At 69.8% G+C, this 23,379-nt stretch carries 17 protein-coding genes and 1 pseudogene; 7 read left to right on the top strand and 11 right to left on the bottom strand.

What is annotated here, in order from left to right; all coding sequences use genetic code 11:
* A partial coding sequence (locus HGG74_RS21365) for an Ig-like domain-containing domain (RefSeq protein WP_246262615.1) occupies positions 1-450 on the top strand: 450 nt, incomplete at its 5' end.
* An 83-nt stretch (positions 451-533) separates the two neighbouring features.
* On the opposite strand, the gene HGG74_RS04640 is transcribed toward HGG74_RS21365, so the two are convergent.
* From HGG74_RS04640 to HGG74_RS04620, 5 genes are all read right to left on the bottom strand, one after another.
* The gene (locus tag HGG74_RS04640) at positions 534-1,682 is read right to left on the bottom strand and encodes a glycosyltransferase (protein ID WP_168485145.1); all 1,149 of its coding nucleotides are present in this window, start codon (positions 1,680-1,682) and stop codon (positions 534-536) included.
* A gap of 16 nt (positions 1,683-1,698) precedes the next feature.
* On the bottom strand, positions 1,699-2,766 hold the full coding sequence (locus tag HGG74_RS04635) for a Gfo/Idh/MocA family protein (protein ID WP_312856736.1): 1,068 nt from the start codon (positions 2,764-2,766) through the stop codon (positions 1,699-1,701).
* Between the two features lie 3 nt (positions 2,767-2,769).
* Positions 2,770-3,864, bottom strand: a complete 1,095-nt coding sequence (locus tag HGG74_RS04630; RefSeq protein ID WP_168485144.1) for a DegT/DnrJ/EryC1/StrS family aminotransferase — start codon at positions 3,862-3,864, stop codon at positions 2,770-2,772.
* Positions 3,861-4,475, bottom strand: a complete 615-nt coding sequence (locus tag HGG74_RS04625) for an acyltransferase (RefSeq protein WP_168485143.1) — start codon at positions 4,473-4,475, stop codon at positions 3,861-3,863. The genes HGG74_RS04630 and HGG74_RS04625 overlap by 4 nt, the downstream gene beginning before the upstream one ends.
* Before the next feature lie 63 nt (positions 4,476-4,538).
* Positions 4,539-5,828 (bottom strand): nucleotide sugar dehydrogenase, encoded by a 1,290-nt coding sequence (locus HGG74_RS04620; RefSeq protein ID WP_168485142.1) that lies wholly within the window; start codon positions 5,826-5,828, stop codon positions 4,539-4,541.
* A 230-nt stretch (positions 5,829-6,058) separates the two neighbouring features.
* On the opposite strand from HGG74_RS04620, the gene HGG74_RS04615 reads away from it, so the two are divergent.
* From HGG74_RS04615 to HGG74_RS04605, 3 genes and pseudogenes are all read left to right on the top strand, one after another.
* The gene (locus HGG74_RS04615) at positions 6,059-7,366 is read left to right on the top strand and encodes an FHA domain-containing protein (protein ID WP_168485141.1); all 1,308 of its coding nucleotides are present in this window, start codon (positions 6,059-6,061) and stop codon (positions 7,364-7,366) included.
* A gap of 197 nt (positions 7,367-7,563) precedes the next feature.
* Positions 7,564-8,355, top strand: a pseudogene (locus tag HGG74_RS22230) (FtsK/SpoIIIE domain-containing protein); the annotation flags it as partial.
* A gap of 166 nt (positions 8,356-8,521) precedes the next feature.
* Complete coding sequence (locus tag HGG74_RS04605; protein WP_168485140.1) at positions 8,522-10,084, top strand: hypothetical protein; 1,563 nt, start codon at positions 8,522-8,524, stop codon at positions 10,082-10,084.
* A gap of 29 nt (positions 10,085-10,113) precedes the next feature.
* Here the strand turns inward: HGG74_RS04605 and HGG74_RS04600 are convergent, their stop codons facing one another.
* Positions 10,114-10,467 (bottom strand): hypothetical protein, encoded by a 354-nt coding sequence (locus tag HGG74_RS04600; protein ID WP_168485211.1) that lies wholly within the window; start codon positions 10,465-10,467, stop codon positions 10,114-10,116.
* Between the two features lie 358 nt (positions 10,468-10,825).
* Between HGG74_RS04600 and HGG74_RS04595 the strand changes: the two genes are divergently transcribed.
* Positions 10,826-11,074 (top strand): WhiB family transcriptional regulator, encoded by a 249-nt coding sequence (locus HGG74_RS04595; protein ID WP_026818945.1) that lies wholly within the window; start codon positions 10,826-10,828, stop codon positions 11,072-11,074.
* A gap of 104 nt (positions 11,075-11,178) precedes the next feature.
* Here HGG74_RS04595 and HGG74_RS04590 read toward each other — a convergent pair whose 3' ends face one another.
* The 3 genes from HGG74_RS04590 to HGG74_RS04580 form a co-directional block, all read right to left on the bottom strand.
* A complete protein-coding gene (locus HGG74_RS04590; protein WP_168485139.1) occupies positions 11,179-12,654 on the bottom strand; it encodes a sensor histidine kinase in 1,476 nt (491 codons plus the stop codon).
* A 1-nt stretch (position 12,655) separates the two neighbouring features.
* Positions 12,656-17,488 carry an NAD-glutamate dehydrogenase gene (locus HGG74_RS04585; protein ID WP_168485138.1) on the bottom strand — a complete coding sequence of 1,611 codons (4,833 nt, stop codon included), beginning with the start codon at positions 17,486-17,488 and terminating at the stop codon, positions 12,656-12,658.
* A gap of 71 nt (positions 17,489-17,559) precedes the next feature.
* Positions 17,560-17,853 (bottom strand): MinD/ParA family ATP-binding protein, encoded by a 294-nt coding sequence (locus tag HGG74_RS04580; RefSeq protein ID WP_168485137.1) that lies wholly within the window; start codon positions 17,851-17,853, stop codon positions 17,560-17,562.
* On the opposite strand from HGG74_RS04580, the gene HGG74_RS04575 reads away from it, so the two are divergent.
* Entirely contained in the window at positions 17,838-18,554 is a 717-nt protein-coding gene (locus tag HGG74_RS04575; RefSeq protein ID WP_168485136.1) for a LysM peptidoglycan-binding domain-containing protein, read from the top strand. The two genes, HGG74_RS04580 and HGG74_RS04575, sit on opposite strands and share 16 nt — an antisense overlap.
* Positions 18,555-18,582: 28 nt before the next feature.
* Entirely contained in the window at positions 18,583-19,110 is a 528-nt protein-coding gene (locus tag HGG74_RS04570; RefSeq protein WP_168485135.1) for an Rv3235 family protein, read from the top strand.
* A 177-nt stretch (positions 19,111-19,287) separates the two neighbouring features.
* On the opposite strand, the gene secA is transcribed toward HGG74_RS04570, so the two are convergent.
* Positions 19,288-22,050, bottom strand: a complete 2,763-nt coding sequence (secA, locus tag HGG74_RS04565; protein ID WP_168485134.1) for a preprotein translocase subunit SecA — start codon at positions 22,048-22,050, stop codon at positions 19,288-19,290.
* Positions 22,051-22,094: 44 nt separating this feature from the next.
* Positions 22,095-23,360 carry a winged helix-turn-helix domain-containing protein gene (locus tag HGG74_RS04560; protein ID WP_168485133.1) on the bottom strand — a complete coding sequence of 422 codons (1,266 nt, stop codon included), beginning with the start codon at positions 23,358-23,360 and terminating at the stop codon, positions 22,095-22,097.
* Positions 23,361-23,379: the final 19 nt, after the last annotated feature.

Raw genomic sequence — 23,379 nt, 5'->3', positions numbered from 1 at the left:
AACCCGAGCGCCAACCTGGCCGCGGACACCAGGTACACCGCCACCCTGACCGGCGGCACAACGGCGATCCGGGACCTGGCAGGCAATCCGCTGGCCAGCACCAGCTGGTCCTTCACCACCGGACCGGCTCCGACGGTCACGACCCGCACGCCGGCCGCCAACGCGACCGGAGTCCGGCGGGGCAACAACATCACCGCCACCTTCAGCGAGGCGGTGCAGGGTGTCTCGGCCTCGACCTTCACGATCCGGAACACCGCGACCGGAGCGGTCGTGTCCTCTGCGGTCACCCGCAACGGCACCACCAACCAGTGGATCCTTAACCCGGGCGTGACCCTGGCGGCCAACACCAGGTACACGGTCACGCTCACCGGCGGCACCACCGCCATCCGGGATCTGGCGGGCAACCGGCTGACCACCACCAGCTGGACGTTCACCACCGGCAGCCTCTAGCCACCCTCCGCCGCCTTCCCGGCGCATAGGAACCGCCCGCGTACACCTGCAGGTGTACGCGGGCGGTCCGTGCGTGGAGGCCGCTATCCGGCCGGCGGCGCCTGGCCGGCGGCCGAGCCGATGGCGGCCGCTGCCCGGCTTCCGACGCTGTCCAGCGAGTAGTTGGCCTGGACCCACTGTGCCAGGCGTTCCCGCTCCGCCTCGCCCGCCGGCTGCCGGAGCACGGCCAGCATGGCCTCGGCCACCTGGCCGGCGTCCCAGTCCACGCTGTGGCCCAGGCCGTGCTCGGCCACCAGCGTGCGCAGCGGTCCGACGCCGGCGTAGATCACCGGGGTGCCGCAGCTGAGGCTGACCAGGGCCTTGGTGGCGAAGGCGAAATCGTAGCCGCGCCCGGGGCGGACCGAGGCCAGGCCGGCCGCCGCCCCGCGCAGCACGCGCGCGATCTCGGCGCCGCCGGCCACTCCCATGAAACGGATCCGGTCCCCGGCTGCGGCCGCCCGGCGCCGCAGCGCGGGCAGTTCCACGCCTTGCCCGTACATCTGCAGCCGGGCCTGCGGAACCCGGTGCATGATCTGCAGGAAGGCGTCCACGAACACGCCGGCGCCCTGGATTTCGGACATCGTGCCCGCATAGACGAACACCGGTCCAGCCGGAGCCGCCGGGCCGGACCGGGAAAAGGTGCCGGTGTCGATGCCGGTCCCGACCTCGGCCACTCTCGCCCGGCCCGCGGTCAGTTCCCGGACGGCCGCGCTCACCCCGGCGGAGATGCTCAGCACCGCCGCCGCGCGGGCCAGAATCCGTTTCTCCGCAGCGCGCAGCACGGCGACCACCAGCGGATGCACGCCGATGCCGGCCGCGGCATTGGAGGTGACGTCGGCGGCGAAATAGATGTACGGCCGCCGGCGCAGCGCGCAGGCCAGCGCCACGGCCGCACCGGTAGTCGGCGGCGGTTCCACCAGCACGGCATCGAACCGGCGCCGGGCGAGCAGGCGGAAGATGAGCGGGATGTCGAAGCTGGCGTACTGCACGTAACCGCGGACGGCTCCGGACCTGTCGCGCAGTACCGGCCAGCGGCTGATCCCGTCGGCGGAGCCGGGCGTGCCGGGCACGCGGGTGGTCAGGACTTCGACGTCGTGCCCGGCCCGGCGCAGCGCGCGGACCGTTGCGGCCAGCCGGTAGGCGGCGGCGCCGGCTTCCGGGGCATAGATGCGGGTGGCAACGAGGATGCGCACGTACTGTCCCGCCGGTTCAGCTGCCGGCGTCGAGCCGGACGGTGCGGCCTTCGCGGGCCGAGGCGATCATGGCTTCGGCCACGCGCAGCGTCTGCAGGCCCTCGCGCATGCTCACCACGCCCACGTGCGGCGCGGCCGCGGACTGCAGCTGCCCGCGGGCGGCCAGGACCGCGTCGCGGAAGGCCTCGTGTTCAACCCGCAGCGGTTCGGGCTTGGCAATGGCCAGCCGGGTGACGTTGCCTTCGGAGACGCCGCGGAAGTTGGCCACCGAATCCCACTGGGTGGTGACCGTGCCGTTTTCGAACAAGGTCAGGTCGGCGGTCAGGGTGTCGGCCACGAACGCGCCCTTCTCGCCGGTAACCACGGTGACGCGTTCCTTCATCGGCGAGAGCCAGTTCACCAGATGGCTGGTGATGATCCCGTTGGCCAGCCGCCCGGTGGCGGCAACCATATCCTCGTGCTCGCGGCCTGACTGGAAGGTGGTCCGGGCGTCGACGGACTCGTAGGTGCTCTGCGCCAGCCAGGCGCTCAGGTCGATGTCGTGGGTGCCCAGGTCCTTGATCACCCCCACGTCGGCAATCCTCGCCGGAAACGGACCCTGCCGGCGGGTGGCGATCTGGTAGACGCGCCCCAGGTCCCCGGCGGCGAGCCGGGCACGCAGGGACTGCAGCGCGGGATTGTAGCGTTCGATGTGTCCGACCGCCCCGACCAGTCCGCGGGATTCGAAGGCCTCGACCAGGCGCAGGCCGGCCTCGACACTGGCGGCGATCGGCTTCTCGACCAAGGTGTGGATGCCGGCGTCGGCCAGGGCCAGGCCCACTTCCTCGTGCAGCCCGGTGGGCACCGCGCAGACCGCGACGTCGATGCCCTCGGCGATCAGTTCCTGCACGCTGCCGAGCACCGGCAGCGGGCCGGCGGCGCCGTGCGGATCCCCGTAGGCGTCGGCGACAGCCACCAGCTGGAACCCGGGGGTTTCGCGCAGCACCCGGGCGTGGTGCCGGCCCATCATGCCCAGTCCGATCAGGCCGGCGCGCAGGAGGTTCCCCTGTCCCGGGCCGCCGGCCGGTGCCCCTGCCGGTGCCACGGTTCAGGCACCCGCCTTGGCGAGGGCGTTCACGGCGGTGACGATCCGGTCCAGGTCCTCGGCGTCCAGCGAGGGGTGCACCGGCAGGGACAGGACCTCCCGGGCCGCGGACTCGGTGTGGGGAAGGTCGATGCTGCGGTTGAAGGAGGGCAGGCGGTGGTTCGGCACCGGGTAGTACACCCCGGAGCCAATGCTGTACTCGTCCTTCAGCGCCGCGGCGAAGCGGTCCCGCTCTCCGGCCGCGACGCGGATCGTGTACTGGTGGTAGACGTGGACGGCCCCGGCGGCCACCGACGGTGTGGCTACGCCCTCGAGGTGGGCGCTCAGGAACGCCGCGTTGGCCTGCCGGGCGGCGGTCCAGCCGGCAAGCTTGCGCAGCTGCACCCGGCCGATGGCCGCATGCAGGTTGGTCATGCGCGCGTTGAACCCGACCAGCTCGTTCTCGTACTGGCGCTCCATGCCCTGGTTGCGCAGCAGGCGCAGCCGGCGCGCGACGGCGTCGTCCGCGGTCGACACCATGCCGCCCTCGCCGGAGGTCATGTTCTTGGTCGGGTACAGGCTGAACATGGCGAATTCGCCGAAGGTGCCGGCGGGCCGGCCGTTGAGCGAGGCCCCGTGGGCCTGCGCGGCGTCCTCGAACAGCTGCAGCCCGCGCCCGGCGGCGAGCGCGCCGAGGGCGTCCAGGTCGGCCGGGTGCCCGTACAGGTGCACCGGCATGATGGCCCGGGTCCGGTCCGTGACGGCGGCCGCCACCGAGGCCGGGTCCAGGCAGTAATGCTGCGGCTCGATGTCCGCGAAGACCGGGGTGGCTCCGGTCAGCGCCACCGAATTCGCGGTGGCGGCAAAGGTGAAGGAGGGCACGATGACCTCGTCGCCGGGTCCGATGCCTGCCGCCAGCAGGCCCAGGTGCAGGCCGGAGGTGCCGGAGTTGACCGCCACGGCGTGGCGGCCGTCGAGCAGTTCGGCGGAGAACTCCTGTTCGAAGGCCGCCACCTCGCTGCCTTGGGCGAGCATGCCCGAGGCCAGCACGGCGTCGACCGCTGCCCGCTCCTCCTCACCGATGATCGGCCTGGCCGCCGGAATGAAGTCCTTGCTCATGCCTGCTCCCTGTCAGTTGCGCGGCCTTCGGCGCGCAGGGCGCCGTGCTCTTCGATATAGGTACGTCCGGTGGCCGGGCAGCTGAACCTGCCCCCGCCGTCGTCGGCCAGCGGCTGCCCGGCCTCGCCGACCCAGCCGATCCGCCGGGCCGGGACACCGGCCACCAGCGCGAAGTCGGGTACGTCCTTGGTCACCACGGCGCCGGCTGCCACGGTGGCCCAGCGGCCGATCCGCACCGGCGCGACGCAGACCGCGCGGGCCCCGATGGAGGCACCGTCCTCGACCGTGACTCCCACCGGGGTCCAGTCCTCGGCGCTCTTGAGCGTGCCGTCCGGGGAGACCGAGCGCGGGTAGGTGTCATTGGTCAGCACCACCGCCGGGCCGATAAACACGCCGCGGCCCAGGCGCGCCGGCTCGTAAACGAGCGCATAGTTCTGGATTTTGGTGTTCTCCCCGATCTGCACGCCGGTGCCCACGTAGGCACCGCGGCCGACGATGCAGTTGGCCCCGAGGACGGCGTCCTCGCGGACCTGGGCCAAATGCCAGATTTTCGTGCCTTCGCCCAGGCGCGCCCGCTCCGACACATCGGCCGAATCAGCGATGAAGCTCAATGAAGTACGTTCCTCTCGGTATTGTCCTGCCGGATGGTCCCTTCAGGTGACCCTTCCGGACGTTCAGGGCTTGCCGATCACCCGGTAGGTCGTACCCGGCCAGCGTTCGGCCGAGCTGACCCTCCGGCCATCGATGAAGGCCTTGATCCCCGGCAGATCCGCCGGTCCCAGCTGCCGGTATTCGGCGTGGTCGGCCTGGACGACGGCGGCGTTGGCCGGCTCGCCTAGCTGGTAGGGCACGAACCCCAGCGCCTTCAGCTCGGCATCGGAAAAGAGCGGGTCGTGCACCAGCGCGACGGCCCCGCGGGCCTCGAGCGCTGCCACGGCACCGAACACCCCGGAAAACGCCGTCTCCTTCACTCCCCCGCGGTAAGCTGCCCCGAGCACCACGACGCGGGCCCCGGACAGATCCCCGTAGGCGCCTTCGAGCAGGCCGATGGTGTAGTCGGGCATGCCGGCATTGGCCTCGCGGGCGGCCCGCACCACTGACGCCTCCGGGTCGTTCCACAGGTAGAGCCGCGGATACACGGGGATGCAGTGGCCGCCCACGGCGATGCCTGGCTGGTGGATGTGGCTGTAAGGCTGCGAGTTGGATGCCTCGATCACCTGGTAGATGTCGATCCCGGCGGTCGCCGCGTAGCGGGCGAACTGGTTGGCCAGGCCGATGTTCACGTCGCGGTAGGTGGTCTCGGCCAGCTTGGCCAGTTCGGAGGCCTCGGCCGAGCCGAGGTCCCAGACACCATTGGGACGGGCCAGATCCGGCCGCTCGTCGAAGTCCAGCACCGCTTCGTAGAACGCCTTCGCCGCCGCGGCCCCGGCCGGCGACAGGCCGCCGATGAGCTTCGGGTACTTGCGCAGGTCGGCGAACACGCGCCCGGTCAGCACCCGTTCCGGGGAGAAAACCACATGGAAATCGCTCCCCTCGGTTAGACCCGAGCCCGCTTCGAGCATAGGCGTGAACCGGGTGCGCGTGGTGCCCACCGGCAGCGTGGTCTCGTAGGACACCAGCGTGCCCGGAGTCAGGTGCCGGGCCAGCTCCGCCGTGGCCGCGTCCATCCAGCCGAAGTCCGGGCGGGCCTCGGCGTCGACGAACAGCGGCACTACCAGCACCACGGCGCCGGCTCCGGGAACGGCCTCGGCATAGTCGGTGGTGGCCCGCAGCCTGCCGGCCGGAACCAGCTCCGCCAGCTTTTCCTGCAGGCCGGCCTCGCCCGGGAACGGCTCCACCGCGGCGTTGACCTGCTCGACGACGGCGGGATTGACATCGACGCCGATGACCTCGTGTCCCTTGGACGCAAACTGGACCGCCAGCGGCAGCCCGATCTTGCCGAGGGCAATGACAGCGATCTTCACCTGGTAGGGGACCTTTTCTCAACGTGGGGCAGGGACATCCGGGCCGCGCCGGAGACATCCGGGCGCAGCGGCCACCACCTAGGTTACCGCCAGCGATCGGAGCAGGACCTACCGTCGTCCACAGGGCCGGCTTATCCACAGGCAAACCGGCCCGGGCTGCGCCTGCGGCAGGGCCCGCCTAAAGTCCCGGAACAGAGGCCCGAACCAGATCAAAGGCGAAGGGAGCCCAGGTGCCGCTCCATCTGTCCCTGGCCGCCGCCCCGGGGCTGCCGCCGGCGGCCGCGGCGTGGGCCGCCGCCCACGCCGAGCTCGTGGTGGACGAGGAACAATGCACCTCGGCGGACCTGGCCCGCTGGCTGCATGAACGGTTGGCCGCCGCAGCCAGCGGGCCAGGTCCCGGCCAGGATGACCCCGAGGACGCTGTGCCGCTGACCGTCGGCGGGCTGCCGCTGCGGGCCCTGGTCCCAGGCACCGCACCGCTGGTCGACGGCGCCGTCATCGTCTGCGGGGCTGCCGGACCGGACAGCCCGCGGGAATCCCGGCCCGGACGGCCGGTCCTTGCCCTGGCCGTCACCGGCGGTCCGGATGCGGGCCGGATCTTTGGGCTGCGCCGTGGCCGCCACGTGCTGGGCCGGCGCAGCCTGGACCTGGGCATCGACGATCCGCTCCTCTCCCGCAGGCACGCGCTGCTCGAGGTCACCGGGGAGTCCGTGCGGCTCCGGGACGCCGGATCGGCCAACGGACTTCTGGTCGCTGGCCGGCGGACCGGGCACACGGAACTGGCTTCCGGAACGGTCGTGCTGGCCGGCAGCTCCCGGCTCCGGCTGCTGGTCGGCAACGAGCACCTGGGAGCGTTCACGCCCGACACGGATCTGGCCGAACCGGTGGAAATCCGGGCCCGGCCGCCGGAGGCCCGGGGCCGGACAGCGCTGCTCGTGGCAGGGCTGCCGCTGGCAGCCGGGCTGGTGCTCGCCGTGGTGACCGGCATGTGGTTCTTCCTGGCCTTCAGCACAGTATCCATGGCTGCGGCGGTCATCCCCTACGCGGCGGGCCGGAAGCAGCGACAGACCTGGCGCACCGCCGTCGCCGCGGCCGCGGCCGCGGACCAGGAACGGCGCAACAGTGCGGCACCGGATGCCGCCCGGCTGCTCTACGGCCTGCTGGAGCCAGCCGAGGTGCCCGGTCCCGGCCCCTGCTGCCACCGGGCCACCTGTGGCTGCGGCTGGGCACCGCGGACCAGCCGGCAAACATTGCCCTGCCTGGCGGTGCCGGCGGCCAGGAACCGCCGACGCTGGCGCAGGCCCCGGTCCTGGTCGATCTGCAGGAGGCCCGCGAGCTTGTGGTCAGCGGCAGCGGCAGCGACCTGGACGGGCTGCTCCGCAGCTGCCTGCTGCAGCTGGGCCGGCGGGCCATGGACGCAGCGCTCCGGGTCGTCTGCTGCGGCGAGGCGGAACGGCTGCCGGCCGGTGCCCGGTTCATACCGGGCGTCGAACTTGCCGCCGGCGGGCAACTGCCGGCCATCATCCGGAGCCGCCTGAGCGGGAGCACCGTGCTGCTGCTGACCGGCAGTGCCGCGGCGCTGCCGGTTCCGCCGGGACCCGAGGGCGCGCCGGCCGTCATCCGGTTCCTCCACGGCTCGGCCAGCCCGCCGGCTCCTGTCCCGCCGGCGGCCCCCTCCCCCTCGGGGCCCTCGGGCCGGCAGTCCGCCGCGGAGGCCGCCCCGGTGCCACCGGCAATGCTCAGCCTGGAGCCCGGGGGTGCGGTGCTCACGCAGGGAAGGCAGCGCCGCCGGTTCACAGCCGATCTGGTCGCTGCCGACACGCTGGACCGCTTCGCACGGCTGGCCGCAGCGGACGGCTGCCGAAGCATAGAGGATGCCGGGGACATCCCGGCACGGTTTCCACTGGAGAAATCGCTGTCCGGCACCGGCATCGGCGAACGCTGGCGGCAGAACAGGCACCGGCGAGGGCTGGCGGCGGTGATTGGCTGGGCAGCGGGAGGACCACTGTCCCTGGATCTGGCGGCCAATGGCCCCCACCTGCTCGTCGCCGGGACCACGGGCTCGGGGAAGTCGGAGCTGCTCCGCAGCCTGGTGCTGGGCATTGCCGCCAACTACTCGCCGCTGCAGGCAGGCTTCCTGTTGGTGGATTTCAAGGGCGGCGCAGGTCTGGGGCCGCTCGCCGACCTTCCGCATACCGTCGGCCTGCTCACCGACCTCTCGGTGGAGAATGTCGGCCGGTCGCTGCGCTGGCTGAAGGCCGAAGTCCGGCGCCGCGAGAACATCCTGGCCGGCCTGGGCGCCAGGGACATCGCGGACTGCGGCGCCGGAACGCTGCCCCGGCTGCTGGTGGTGGTCGACGAATTCCGGATGCTGGTCGACGCGGTGCCGGACGCGGTGCCCGAACTGATGCGCCTTGCCGCCCTCGGCCGGTCGTTGGGCCTGCACCTGGTCATGGCCACGCAGCGCCCCCAAGGTGCGGTGTCCTCGGATATCCGGGCCAATGTGAACGCAGCCATCGCCCTGCGGGTCCAGAACGGTCTGGAGTCCTCCGACGTCCCGGGGGACGCCCGCGGCGGCCGGAATCGGTGCGGACACCCCGGGCCGGGCCTACCTGCGGATTGCCGGGGCTGCCCCGGTCCTGTTCCAGTCCGCCGCTGCGGAGCGGGACCAGCCGCGGACCGGCTGCCCGGCCGTGCAGACCCTCGCCGACTGGCTGACACCAGCTGCCGCCCCGTCCGTTCCTGCCCCGCCGGGGATGCCGGAACGGGACTGGATCGCGGAACTGGCCGGGCAGGCCCGTGCGGCCGCTGCCCGGTCCGCGCAGCCCGGCCCGGTCCTGACGCCGCCCCTGCCGCACAAGCTCGACGCGGCATCACCGGGCGGTGCCGGGCCCGAGGGGTGCGGCGTCTTCCTCGGGCTGCTGGACCTGCCGGACGAACAGCGGCAGGTGCGGCTGTACTGGGCACCCGAACGGGACGGACATTTATGCCTGCTCGGTGCGGAGACCGGCGGAGCACGCGAGGTGCTCCAGTGGCTGGGGTCGGGCCTGCTGGCCGATGGCACCGAACGGCACTGCTATGTGCTGGACGGCGACGGCTCCCTGGGCCTGCTGGCGGGAGCAGGCCGGACCGGCGCCTATGCGGGCCCGCGCGAAACCGCGCGCGGTGCCCGGGTGCTGCGCCGGCTCGCCGCGGAAACGGCCGGACGGCTCGGCGCGGCGGCACCGGCTGCACCGTCTTTGGCTGCGGATGCGGCGGCACCTCGGGCGCGGCCGCCGGTGCCGCTGGTACTGGTGGTCAGCGGCTGGGGGCGGTGGCTTTCCGGCTTCCGCAGCGGCCGGCTCGCCTGGGCCGAAGAGTGCCTGCAGGACATCGCCCGCGACGGAGGCACCACCGCGGTCAGCCTGCTGCTGGCCGGGGACCGGGACCTGGCCGCCGCCAGGTTCTTCGGGCTGGTCCCCAACAGATGCTTCCTTCCGGCCGGCTCCACTCCGGAAGCACAGCTGTCCTGGCCGCGCCTTCCTCCGATGGACCCGGTACTGGGCCGGGCACTGGTCCAGGGCCGGATCTGCGGCGGACGCGATGCCGTGGCCCAGCTGGCCAGCATGCCGGAACGGCTTCCGGCACCGGTACCGCCGGTGGAGCGGCCCTTCCGGATCGAGGCCCTCCCCCGGTTGGTGCCGGTCTCGGCCCTGCCGGCCGCCGCCCCGGCCCGAACGGCGGGACCGGGCGCGGATCCGGTGATCGGAGTGGAGGGCGATGAGCTGCAGCCCTCCGTGCTGCCACTGCGTCCCGGTACGGTGCACCTCGTCCTGGGCGGCAGCGGCAGTGGCAAAAGCAATCTTCTCGGGCTGCTGGCCGAACGGCTCGGCGCGGACTGCGATGTCCGCCGGCCCGGAGCCGGCTGCCTGCCGCAGGACTACTGGGAACAACTGCCCGGTGCCGGCCCGCGTACGGTCCTGCTCGTGGACGATGCGCACTGCCTTGGAGCGGAAACACACCGGCGGCTGGGCGGGCTCGGGGCGGACGGGGCAGCGGCCGTCCTCACCGCCGTGCCGGAGGCAAACCTGCTGCAGCAGGTGCCGCTGGCCCTGCAGGCACGGGGCGCTCCCTGGGGCTTGGTGCTTTCTCCCAGGTCACCGGCGGACGGACACTTCTTCGGAGCGCGGTTGGAGGCCGGATGGGCCCCGCCCGGCCGGTGCTACCGGGTCGAACATGGCCGGATAACAGCGCTGCAGGTCGCCCTGTGCAGCTGAACCGGCCGGCCCCGGCTGGTGCCATGGCGCTACAGTGCGCGTGGAGCCGGCCCCTTGACCAGGAACTCCGTAACCGGCCTGCCGAAGATCAGGGCCGCAACCAGCACGGCCGGTACGAGCAGGACCAGGCCCAGCACCACCTGTCCGGCATTCAACGTCGGAACGGCCACGACAATCATGAAGACCTGCCAGACAACGGCGGCCGCGCGTGTCCAGCGGTAGCCACGGAAGAGGAAATGGCCCACCGCCAGCAGCCACACGGCAAAGAGCAGAATCAGGACCAGCTGGAATACCGTCCCGGCCAGGGAGACTGGCTGCTGGGTCACCAGGCCGGCGACGAACCATGCCGCCGCGCCCAGCAGCAGCAGCGCCTCGAAAACCACTGCCAAGGAAATCACAGTGACGGCGACCGGGCGCTTTGCAGGACCGGAACCGGGTGAAGGTATTGACACACCGGTACCCTACCTTAGATAGTCGATTTGCAGCCGCCCCGGCGGCCGGGCGCACGGGCCGCCGGCCCTCTCCGCCGCGCCCGGCGGACCCCGGAAGGCCCGTGTGATGAATGACTCACGGTTACGGGCCATTAAGTCCGCAGCAGCCCTTGTTTACACAGATTTAACATGAAACGCTGGTTTCTGAATCCACCGGGGGCCTGTGCAGCCCCCTTTACTATGAGCCCGCTCGTGAATATCTTCACAATCGTTCGACCGGGCCGCGTCCTCAAAAGGAGTAAGTGATCAGATGGATTGGCGTAGCCGCGCCGCATGCCTCGACAAGGACCCGGAGCTGTTTTTCCCGGTGGGAAACACCGGCCCAGCCTTGCTTCAAATCGAGGAGGCCAAGAGCGTTTGCCGGCGCTGCCCGGTGATCGACACCTGCCTGCAGTGGGCCCTTGAGTCCGGGCAGGACGCCGGCGTCTGGGGCGGCATGAGCGAAGATGAGCGCCGCGCCCTCAAGCGCCGCGCCGCCCGCGCCCGCCGCGCCTCCTGACCGGGCGCAACTGCTCCCAGCCATGCGCGGCACCCAGCCCGCGAAGGCCGCTGCCGGATTCCGGCGGCGGCCTTCGGCATTTCCGGACACGGCCGGCTCCACCCCTAAGCAGGCGGATGGTCGAGAACCAGGCTGATGTCCACCCGGGTGCCGCCGCCCTCCCGCGGCTTCCAGTCAATACGTCCGCCCAGTTCGCTGGTCACCAGGGTCCTGACGATTTGCAGACCCAGGCCCTCGCTGCGGTTCTCCTCCGGCAGCCCCACGCCGTCGTCGGCCACGCAGACGTTGAGGATCTCGGCCTTGTCATCACGCCGCTTCCGGTTGGCGGTCAGCCACACGGTGCCCTTGCGGTCGTGCAGCCCGTGTTCCACCGCGTTGGTCACCAGCTCGTTGATGACCAACGCCAGCGGGGTGGCGAACTCGCTGGGCAGCTCCCCGAACTCCCCGCTGCGTTCGGTGCGCACTTTCCGCGAGGGCGAGGCCACCTCCGCCGAGAGCCGGAACTGGCGGCTGATCAGTTCGTCAAAGTCGACATTCTGGGCCAGCCCCTGGGAGAGGGTTTCGTGCACCAGGGCGATGGTCGCCACGCGGCGCATGGCCTGCTCGAGCCCCTGCTTGGCCTCCTCGCTGACCATCCGCCGGGACTGCATCCGCAGCAGCGCCGCCACCGTCTGCAGGTTGTTCTTCACCCGGTGGTGGATTTCACGGATCGTGGCGTCCTTGGAGACCAGTTCCATCTCGCGCCGCCGCAGCTCGGAGACGTCCCGGCACAAGACCAGGGCACCGAAGCGTTCGGTCTCGTTGCGCAGCGGGATGGCCCGCAGGGACAGGCTGACGCCGCGCGATTCGATTTCCGTACGCCACGGCATGCGCCCGGTAACCACCAGCGGCAAGGTCTCGTCCACCATCCGCCGGTCCCTGAGCAGGCCGGTGGTGACTTCGGCCAGCGAGCGCCCTTCGAGTGACTCGACGTCGCCCAGCCGGCGGAAGGCCGAGACGCCGTTGGGGCTGGCATACTGCACGATGCCTTCGGCATCCAGCCGGATCAGCCCGTCGCCCACCCGCGGGGCCCCGCGCCGGGAACCTGTCGGCGAGGCGAAGTCCGGCCAAAGCCCCAGCGTGCCCATGTGCAGCAGGTCGTAGGCACACTGCCGGTAAGTCAGCTCCAGCCGCGAAGGCATGCGCGAACTGGACAGATCCATGTGCGAGGTGATCACCGCCAGGGTCCGCCCGTTGCGCACCATCGGCACCGCTTCGACCCGCATGGCCATTTCGGTGGTCCAGTTGGTTTCACGCGACCGTTCGATGGTCTGGGTCTGCCGGGCCAGGTCCACCAGCGGCTTCAGGTCCGCCCGGATCCGCTCCCCGACGAAATCAGTGTGGAACACCGTGTGGGTGGTGGACGGGCGGACATGGGCCAAGGCAATGTAGCTGCCGTCCGGGGTCGGGAACCACAGGGCCAGGTCCGCGAACGCCAGGTCGGCAATCAGCTGCCAGTCGCCCACGAGCAGGTGGAGCCACTCGGCATCCCCGGGCCCGAACTCCGCGTAGTCCTTGATGGGGTCCGTGAAGATGGCCAAATTACCTCCGAACGATCGAGCGCATCAGGCGAAGTGCAACGGACAACGAGGCCATGTCGTCCTGATCCAGTTTGTTGACTTCCTCCAGCATATTGCTGGCCCGCTCGATGCTTTCGGCGTTCGCACTTTCCCACTGGTGCAGCCGGTCCTCGGCCGGCAGGCTGGGCAGGGTCGAGTGCATGACCGCCGTCGTGATGTCCGTGATGGTTTGGTACAGATCATCACGCATGGCGGCGCGGGCCAGGGATTGCCAGCGGTCAGCGCGCGGGAGGTTGGTGATGCGCACCAGCAGCGAGTCCACCTCGAACCGGTCGTAGACCGTGTAGTACACGTGGGCCACGTGGTTCACCGGCTCCTCGATGCGCGCCGCGATGCGGGCCACGTCGAGCAGGCCAAAACTTTCGAACTGCTCGGCCCAGGTGTGGGCGAGCGCGTCCGGCAGCCCCCAGCCCTCGGCCGTGGCCAGCCACTCGCGGACCCGGGCGAGGTCGTCGCCGCGCAGGTAGTTCACCAGGCGCGTCCGCAGCGGATCGATCAGTGGCTTGAAGGTGGCGATGCTCTCCGAGACCGTGGTGCCGTGGCCGACATGGTTGGCGAACCAGCGCACGGCCCGGTCCAGCAGCCGGCGCATGTCCAGGTTGACGGTGGTCCACACCTTTGTCGGGAAGCTGGCCGGCAGCTCGATGAGCGCCTGCATGAACCGGTCCAGCTCGTAGATTTCGCGCAATGCCACGAAGGCCCGGGCAATGGTCTCTGCGGAGACCGACGTTTCCTCGATCGCCCGGTAGACAAAGGTGATGCCGCCCATGTTGATCATGTCGTTGGCCACCACGGTGGCGATGATCTCCCGGCGCAGCGGATGCTGGTGCAGTTCGTCGCCGAAACGCTCCACCAGCGGCCTGGGGAAGTATCCGCGCAGCACCTTGTCGAAGTACGGATCATCCGCCAGGCTGCTGTTGGTCAGCGCCCGGGTCAGCTCGATCTTCGCATAGGCCGCCAGCACCGCCAGCTCCGGCGAGGTCAGGCCCTGGCCGGCGGCGATCCGCTCGCGCAACTGGGCCGTATCCGGCAGCGCCTCCAGCTCCCGGTCCAGTTCGCCCCGGGCCTCCAGCGAGTCCATCAGACGTTCGTAGCTGGGGCTCCAGTCGATGACGCCTTGGCGGTCGTTGAGCAGCAGCACGTTCTGGTCCACGTTGTCGGCCAGGACGAGCCGGGCTACCTCGTCCGTCATGGACTCCAGCAGCTGGGCGCGCTCGGAGGCCGGGAACTTGCCCGCGGCCACCAGCTGGTCCAGCAGGATCTTGATATTTACTTCGTGGTCGGAGCAGTCGACGCCGGCGGAGTTGTCGATCGCGTCGGTATTGAGAATCACGCCGTTCAGTGCCGCCTCGATACGTCCGCGCTGGGTCAAGCCCAGGTTTCCGCCCTCGGCAACCACCTTGGCCCGCAGCATCCTGCCGTCGATCCGGATGGCGTCGTTGGCCTTGTCGCCCACTTCGGCGTTGGTTTCGGTCGAGGCCTTGACGTAGGTGCCGATGCCGCCGTTGTAGAGCAGGTCCACCGGTGCCTGCAGGATGGCCCGCAGCAGTTCCGGCGGGCTCATCGCCTCCACCGAGGGATCCAGGCCGAGCACCTGGCGCACCCGGGGCGAGAGCGGAATGGATTTGACTGTCCGGGAATACACACCCCCGCCGGGGCTGATCAGCGACTGGTCGTAGTCGGCCCAGGATGACCGGGGCAGCTCGAACAGGCGTTGGCGCTCGCGATAGGAGACGGCAGGGTCCGGATCCGGGTCCAGGAAGATGTGCCGGTGGTCGAAGGCCGCCACCAGCCGGATGTGTTCCGAAAGCAGCATGCCGTTGCCGAAAACATCCCCGCTCATGTCGCCGATGCCGGCCACGGTGAAATCCTCGGTCTGGGTGTCCACGCCAAGTTCGCTGAAGTGGCGCTTCACCGACTCCCAGGCTCCGCGGGCGGTGATGCCCATGGCCTTGTGGTCGTACCCGACTGAGCCGCCGGAAGCGAAGGCGTCCCCGAGCCAGTGGCGGTATTCCTGCGAAATCTCGTTGGCGATGTCGGAAAAGCTTGCCGTGCCTTTGTCCGCTGCCACGACCATGTACGGATCGTCGCCGTCGTACCGGATGACCCGGGGCGGCGGTACCACCTGCCGGCCGCCCTCGGTGCGGACCAGATTGTCGGTAATATCCAGCAGCCCGCGGATGAAGGTCCGGTAGCTGGCCTGCCCCTCCGCCAGCCACGCTGCCCGGTCCGCTGCAGGATCGGGCAGCTGCTTGGCGAAGAACCCGCCCTTGGCCCCGGTCGGGACAATGACGGCGTTCTTGACTGTCTGGGCCTTGACTAGGCCCAGGATTTCGGTGCGGAAGTCCTCGCGCCGGTCCGACCAGCGCAGGCCGCCGCGGGCAACCTCACCAAAGCGCAGGTGCACACCCTCGACCTGCGGCGAGTAGACCCAAATCTCGTACTTCGGCCGCGGGAAAGGCATGCCCTCGATCCGCCCGGGGCTGAGCTTGAAGCTCATGTACGGCTTGTGCTGGAAATAATTGGTGCGCAGCGTGGCCTCGACGATATTGGCCAAAGTGCGCAGCGCCCGGTCGGCATCCAGCGTCGGCACCGCCTGCAGGCCGGCGTCCAGTTCGGCCCGGGCCTGGGCTATCTGCGCCGGCCGGGTATCGGCGGACAGGTCCGGATGGAAGCTGACATTGAACAGCTTCAGCAGCGAGTGGGTCACCCCGGGGTTGGCCAGCAGCGTGTCGGCGATGAAGCCATAGGAGCTGGCGTGCCCGAGCTGGATCATGTATTTGGCGTAACTGCGCAGTACCGCCACCTGCCGCCAGTCGATGCGCTCGCGCAGGATCAGCCGGTCGAAGCCATCCGACTCGCTCTGCCCGGTGTCCACGGCGGAGAAGGCCGCCTCGAGCAGCTCCCCGGTGGCCTCTGGCGCCACCTGCTCGGGGTACTTCAGGCCCAGGTCGTACAGGAAGAATCCGGCGCCATCGGCGGTAGTGACCTCGAAGGGGCGCTCGTCGAGCACCTCCAGGCCCATGTTCTGCAGCACCGGCAGGATCTGGCTGAGCGACTTCGGCTCGGTCAGATAGAGCTTGAGCCGGGCGTCCTCGGCCAGGCCGTCGGCCCCGTGGGGAATGTAGACCCGGATGATCGGGGCGGCCCCGCCTCCGGTGGCGAAGCTTTCGAACCGCTCGATGTCCTCCAGCGCGTCCTCGACCTCGAAGTCCACCCGGTACGTGGCAGGGAAGGCCTCCATCCAGCGCCGGGCCAGCCGCTCGGCGCGCTCGCCGCTGTACTTGCTGTGGATCACCTTGGTGATGCCCTCGCCCCAGGACCGGGCGGCGTCCGCCAGCCGGCGCTCCAGGCTGGCAGTATCCACTTGGGCGATCTTGGCCCCGCGCGGCAGCCGGATGCGGAAGAACAGCCGGGCCAGCGCGGATTCGGTCAGCCGTGTCTCATAGTCGATGGCCTGCGGATTGAAGGTGCGGCGCAGTTCGTCCTCGATCCGCAGGCGCACCGCCGTATTGAACCTGTCGCGGGGCAGGAAGACCAGCGCGGAGACGAACCGGCCGTAGACGTCCTGGCGCAGGAACAGCCGGGTGCGCCGGCGCTCCTGCAGCCGCAGGATGGCCAGGGCGGTCTCAGCCAGTTCCTCCGCCTCCATCTGGAAAATCTCGTCCCGCGGATACGTTTCCAGGATCGAAAGCAGGTCCTTGCCTGAATGCGAATTCGGCGGGAAGCCGCAGCGGCGCAGCGCCTCCTCGACCTTCTTGCGCACGATCGGCACCGAATGGACCGAGGTGTTGTAGGCACTGGTGGCAAACAGGCCGATGAAGCGGCGTTCGCCGTCGACATTGCCCTGGGCGTCGAAACGTTTGACGCCGATGTAGTCCAGGTACGCGGCGCGGTGGACGGTGGAGCGGGAATTGGCCTTGGTCAGTACCAGTGCGCGCTTTTCCCGCGCCTTGGCCCGGCCGGCCTCGGTGAGGTGCTGGACCTGCCGGCCGGCCGGCAGCTGACGCATAATGCCCAGGCCGCTGCCTTCGCGGGCCACCAGCACGTCCTCGCCGTCCTGGGTTACCAGATCGTACTCGCGGTAGCCCAGGAAGGTGAAGTTGCCGGCGTCCAGCCAGTCAAGCAGCGCCTTGGCCTCGTGCAGGTCCGGGATCTGCTCGGCGCCCACGACGGACTCGAGCGAATCGGCGATTTCGTGTACCTTGCGGCGCATCGCCGGCCAGTCCTCGACCGATACGCGCACGTCCTCGAGGATCCTGAGCAGGCCGGCGACGAGCTCTTCGGCCTTCTCCGCGCTGCCGACCTTCTCCGTTTCCACGGCAATCCACGATTCAGTAAACGTGGCGTTGCCTTGGCCGGCCACGTATTCCGCCAGATTCGGCATCGCGGCGGTATCCCCGCTGGAGATCCCGGCCCACGCCGGAACCCGCTTCAGGTTGACCAGCTCGTGGCTCGCGCGGTCGCGGGTGGCCACGAAGGTGGGGTGGGTGACCATCCGGATGGCCACCCCCTGGCGCACGATTTCGGCCGTGACGGAATCCACCAGAAACGGCATATCGTCAGTGACGATCATGACCACGCTGCAGTTCTCTTCATCGAGGACGCTTACTGCCGGCTGTCCCTCCGCGCGGTGCAGGGCCAGCTCCCGGTGCGCGTAAGCCCGCTGCTGGAGCACCTCCGGGCTGTAGTTCTCCGCATCCTCCTGGGCGAGGTGCTCGTAGTAATTCGCGATGAATTCATCCGCGAAATGCTCTGAACTCAAAAGATCCGCCCTGCTGGATCCAGACGACATGGAATACGCCTCCGCTAGCTGCTTCCGGTCCGCCCCGTTGCGGCCGTCAGCTTTAGCCTAGTCCCCCGGCATCAAAACTTCACTTTGGCCGCCTGCCGCCGCAACAGGCCCCGGCGCACCGGAGCAGCTGGACCTGCCAGCCGTGCGATGGCCTGGCGCAGCGCCGAGCCCGGTGCCGTCTCCAGCAGCACGGAACCGCCGAGCAGCGCCGCGTCGGCTGCCGTAAAGTCAGCCGGCAGGCAGGCCCTGATGTCCCGGCCCGGAGCAAAGCGTTCCCAGGCTTCGCGCAGCTGCCGTTCCGGTTTCCGTCCCGCCGCCCCTTGCCTGACCCGGTTGAACACCACTTGGGGTGCAGCCGACGGCACGGCCTGCTCAAGCTCTGCCAGGGCCCGGCTGGCTGATCGCGGGCGACTACTGGACACAACCTGGGGCCGGCCGGGGGTGGACAGGATATTCCGAACTTCTGGGCCTGGTCGCGGCCGCGGCCGGGCTGACCACCACCGCGTGGTGGGTCCTCGGCCTGCTGCTGGCAGTGGCCGGAACCTTGCTGCACCGCGCCGGCCATGTCCGCCTCGCGGCATTCCCGCTTGCCGCGAGCCCAGCGTTCCTGCGGCGCCTGGTGGTTGCAGTCGTCGGCCTGCAATTGCTTTCCGGCCCGGCAGCCCATGCCTCCACCCCGCTGCCCGAAGGCGGCCCGGGCCCGGTGGCCATCATGCCGGCAGCCCCTGGAGGGCAGACCGACCCGTACTTCCTGGTTCCCGGCCCGGGGGCGCATCAACGTCCGGCTGTTGACCCCACCTGGCAGCCCGCAGCCCCGGCACCTTCGCCCGGCCTGGTTACGGGGCGCGCCACCACGCCGTCCCGGCAGCCCGGGCCCGCCACTGTGACGGTCCGGGCCGGGGACACCCTGTGGCAGATCGCCGCCCGGGATCTGGGCAGTTTGGCCACCGACGCCGAGATCGCCGCGCACTGGCCCCGCTGGTACGCCGCCAACAGGGAAGCGATCGGGGCCGATCCCGGGTTCCTGCTTCCGGGCCAGCTCCTGACCCCGCCGACCCAGCGCTGAGCCAAGCAGCACGACGAGAGGAACGACCATGAGCGACGCAAGCCGGCTGGATCCCGCGGCTGCACAGTCCGTCCAGCTCGGCGGGCAGCTGCTCGCCCCGGCCAGCGGGGCACCCCGGCCGCTCACCGTGCGGCCGGTCCGTCCGGCGGAACCGGACAGCTATTTCGCACCCGTGATCCGGCTTCGTCCCCAGCCGGCCACCGAACCGGCGGCACTAGCCGCAGACCCGGACGCGCCCGCTGCCGGCAGGGCGAAAGAAGGCGACGCCGGCGAACTGCGCCAGGTCACCGGCACGGCGCGCTCCATCACCCAGGCCTGCATGGAGGTGATCGGCGGCACCCGCCCGGTCCAGCAGCTGGCCCGCTGGCTGGACCCGGACTGCTATGACAAGCTGGTCCACCGGGCGGCCCTCGCGCAGGAACTCAGGAACCGGCGCGCGGCCGGCCGGGCAGCGCGCCGGACCGGGCTCCGGCTGCTGCCCAGCCCGCAGGTACGTTCGGCGCGGGTCTGCCACGTCGGCAACGAGGTCTATGAAGCGGCGCTGGAAATCGGCTAATGCCCGGCAGGGGTCCCCCGCCTTCGCTTCGCTCGGGACGGGGACCCCTGCCGCTTCCGTTCCGCGGCTGCCCCGTCCCTCGCAAGCTCGGGACGGGGACCCCTGCCGCTTCCGTTCCGCGGCTGCCCCGTCCCTCGCAAGCTCGGGACGGGGACCCCTGCCGCTTCACTTAGGGCGCTATTTGCGGCGGCGGCGGGCGGCGCGGTTCCCACCGCCCGCCGGCTGGTCCTCGGCCTCATCCAAGCCGGCAGGCTTGCCGCCCTTGGCACCGGCGGGGCGCTGGCGTTCGACGTGCGTTTCGGCCTCGCCCGTGGGGCTCGGAGCCGTGAACTGCAGCGCTGCCGGCCGCTGCGGCGCTTCGAGGCCGGCAGCGGTGATCTGCGGATGCTGCACCAGGCCGCGGGCATCGGCCACGCCCGGCCAGGAAACCGGCGCCGGCTCCTGGACCTTGACCTCCAGGTTGAACAAGTAGCCGATGGACTCCTCGCGGATGGATTCCATCATCGCCTGGAACATCACGTAGCCCTCGCGCTGGTATTCGACCAACGGATCGCGCTGGGCCATGGCCCGCAGCCCGATACCTTCCTTGAGATAGTCCATCTCGTAGAGGTGTTCCTGCCACTTCCGGCCGATCACCGAGAGCACCACCTTGCGCTCAAGTTCGCGCATGTTCTCGGCGCCGATGGCCGCCTCCCGGGCAGCGTAGGCAACCTTGGCGTCGGAGATGATCTCCTCCCGCAGGAAGTCCGCGGTGACGGCGGACTTACCGCCGGCTTCCTCCAGGACTTCGTCGATGGTCAGCTGGATCGGGTACAGCTGCTTCAGGTTGGTCCACAGCTGTTCGAAATCCCAGTCGTCGCCGTTGCCTTCCAGCGTGGCCTCGTTGACCATGGCGGTGACCACGTCCTCCAGGAAGTAGCCGACCTTTTCGTGCAGGTCGCCCCCTTCGAGGATGCGGCGGCGGTCTCCGTAGATCGCCTCGCGCTGCCGGTTGAGCACGTCGTCGTACTTCAGCACGTTCTTGCGCTGCTCGGCATTGCGGCCCTCCACCTGGGCCTGGGCGTTCTCGATCGCCTTGGACACCATCTTGGACTCCAGCGCGACGTCGTCGGGCATGCGCGAGGAGTTCATGATGCGTTCCGCGGCGCCGGCATTGAACAGGCGCATCAGGTCGTCCGTCAACGACAGGTAGAAGCGGGACTCGCCCGGATCCCCCTGGCGTCCGGACCGGCCGCGCAGCTGGTTGTCGATGCGGCGGGATTCGTGCCGCTCGGTACCCAGCACGTACAGGCCGCCGAGTTTCAGAACTTCTTCATGCTCGGCCTTGACTGCGTCCTGGGCTGCTGTCAGCGCCGCCGGCCAGGCCGCCTCGTACTCCTCCGGGTTGTCGGCAGGATCCAGTCCGCGCTTCTGCAGCTCGGCCACCGCGTTGAACTCGGCGTTGCCGCCGAGCATGATGTCGGTGCCGCGGCCGGCCATGTTCGTGGCCACCGTGACGGCGCCCTTGCGTCCGGCCTGCGCGACGATCGCGGCCTCGCGGGCATGGTTCTTGGCGTTGAGCACCTCGTGCCGGATGCCCTGCTTGGCCAGCTGCTTGGAGAGGTATTCGCTCTTCTCCACGCTCGTGGTCCCGACCAGCACCGGCTGGCCCTTCTCGTGGCGCTCGGCAATGTCCTTGACCACGGCATCGAACTTGGCCAGTTCGTTCTTGTAGATCAGGTCCGGCCTGTCCACGCGGGCCATCGGCTTGTTGGTCGGGATCGGCACCACACCCAGTTTGTAGGTGCCCATGAATTCCGCAGCCTCGGTCTCGGCCGTACCGGTCATGCCGGAGAGCTTTTCGTAGAGGCGGAAGTAGTTCTGCAGGGTGATCGTGGCCAGCGTCTGGTTCTCGGCCTTGATCTGCACGCCCTCCTTGGCCTCGATCGCCTGGTGCATGCCCTCGTTGTAGCGGCGGCCGGCAAGGATGCGGCCGGTGTGCTCGTCCACAATGAGCACCTCGCCGTTGAGGATCACATAGTCCTTGTCCCGCCGGAACAGCTCCTTGGCCTTGATGGCATTGTTCAGGAAGCCGATCAGCGGGGTGTTGGCCGACTCGTACAGGTTGTCGATGCCGAGGTAGTCCTCGACCTTGTCGATCCCGGACTCGAGCACGCCGATAGTGCGCTTCTTCTCGTCCACCTCGTAGTCCTCGTCCCGCTTCAGGCGGGTCACGACGCGGGCGAACTCGGTGTACCAGCGGTTCACGTCCCCCGAGGCCTGGCCGGAAATGATCAGCGGGGTGCGCGCCTCGTCGATCAGGATGGAGTCCACCTCGTCGACAATGGCGAAGTGGTGCCCGCGCTGGACCAGCTCTTCCTTGCTCCAGGCCATGTTGTCGCGCAGGTAGTCGAACCCGAACTCGTTGTTGGTCCCGTAGGTGATGTCCGCGTTGTACTGCTGGCGGCGCACGGACGGATCCTGGTTGGACAGGATGCAGCCGCTGGAAAGGCCCAGGAAGCGGTAGACCCGGCCCATCAGGTCGGACTGGTACTCGGCCAGATAGTCGTTCACGGTGACCACGTGCACGCCCTTGCCGGTCAGGGCATTCAGGTAGGCCGGCGCCGTGGCCACCAGCGTCTTGCCTTCACCGGTCTTCATTTCCGCGATGTTGCCCAGATGCAGCGCCGCCCCGCCCATCAGCTGGACATCGAAGTGACGCATGCCCAGCGTGCGGCCGGCGGCTTCGCGCACCGCAGCAAAGGCTTCGGGCAGCAGGTCGTCCAGGTGCTCGCCGTCGAGGTGGCGCTGCCGCAGCGTGTCGGTCTCGGCCCGCAGTTCGGCATCGCTGAGGCTCCTGAAGTCCTCTTCGAGCACGTTGATCGCGTCGGCATAGGCCCTTAGACGTTTCAGCGTTTTTTTGTCGCCGGTTCTAAGGACTCGCTCGAGAATCGAAGGCACTACATTGCTCCCAGTCGTTTGCGCAGAGTTCTGGCTTTTTCAGTCTACGTGAGAGAAGTATCCTGCCGCGCCAGAACTTGTCCGGGACCGGGCTCCTGCAGCCGCCCGCCCAATGCTCGGGCCAGTGCTGCTGCCAGGTTTCCCCGGTCCAGCACCACGATGCCTGCCAGGCCCAGCCACTGTGCCAGCAGGCCCAGTTCCTGTGCCAGTTCCACGGCGGTTTCCACCGGAGCCTGTGGCTCGGCGTAGGCTCCGCGCACCAGCAGCAGTCCCGCGCCGCGGTCCGCTTTCAGGTCCACCCGCGCGCAGAGCTGTTCTCCGAGCAGGAACGGCAGCACGTAGTAACCGAACCGGCGCCTGCCGGCCGGGGTGTAGATTTCGATCCGGTAGTGGAAACCGAACAGCTGCTGGAGCCGCCGGCGCTCGAAGACCAGCGAGTCGAAGGGGCCCAGCAAGGCCCGCCCGCCGGCCCTGCGCGGCCTGGCCGCCGCCGGATGCAGGTACAGCGGTCCGGGCCAGCCTGCCACTTCCACCTCTTCAAGCCGTCCCTGGCGGACCAAGGTCCCGGCGGCCCGCGCGGCGGCCTTCACCGGGAGCCGGAAATAGTCGGCCAGGCACCTGGTGCTGCCAATGCCGTGGGCGGCAGCCGCCGCCTCGATCAAGCGGAGCATCGCTTCATCCCGGTCCGGCAGGTGCAGCGGGCCGCAGGCCGCGGGCAGCACCTTCGCCGCAGGTGCGTAAAGCCGTTCGAACTGGGCGGTGCGGCCGGCAGCGCTGACCAGGCCCTGCTCGAACAGGTCCTCCAGCACGCGCTTGGCCGCTGTCCAGTTCCATCCCCAGCCACTCTTCGGGACTTTTTCCGCGTGGCCGATCCGTTCGGCCACGGCCCGTGCGGTCAGCGGCCGGGAGGAGTCCAGGGTCTGCAGGATCCGTTCGGTCAGGTCCAGGCGCAACTGGGGATCCAGGCCCGCGGCGCCGACCCATGGCCGCCGCTGCCATACCCGCAGGTCCGCGAAGTGTCCAGGGCGCACATAGCTTGCTTCATGCGCCCAGTACTCGACCATGCGCCGCGGCGCGCGGCTTGCCATGCGGTCCACGATGCCGGTGTCGTACGGCCCGAGCCGCGAAAAGAAGGGCAGGTAGTGGGCCCGGGCCAGCACGTTCACCGAGTCGATCTGCAGCAGCTGAAGCCGGTCAAAGGTCCGGCCCACCTGCCGGGCCGCAGCCGGGCGGGTGGGCCGTTCCTTGGCCAGTCCCTGCGCCGCGAGCGCGATGCGCCGGGCCTGGGACAGGGTCAGCCGTGCATTCATACCCTCATACTAGGAGCAG

The sequence above is a fragment of the Arthrobacter mobilis genome (assembly GCF_012395835.1).
In the GTDB taxonomy this organism is placed as follows: Bacteria; Actinomycetota; Actinomycetes; order Actinomycetales; family Micrococcaceae; genus Crystallibacter; species Crystallibacter mobilis.
The sequence above is the reverse complement of the archived record's forward strand: the minus strand, read 5'-3'. Positions and strand labels throughout refer to the sequence as shown.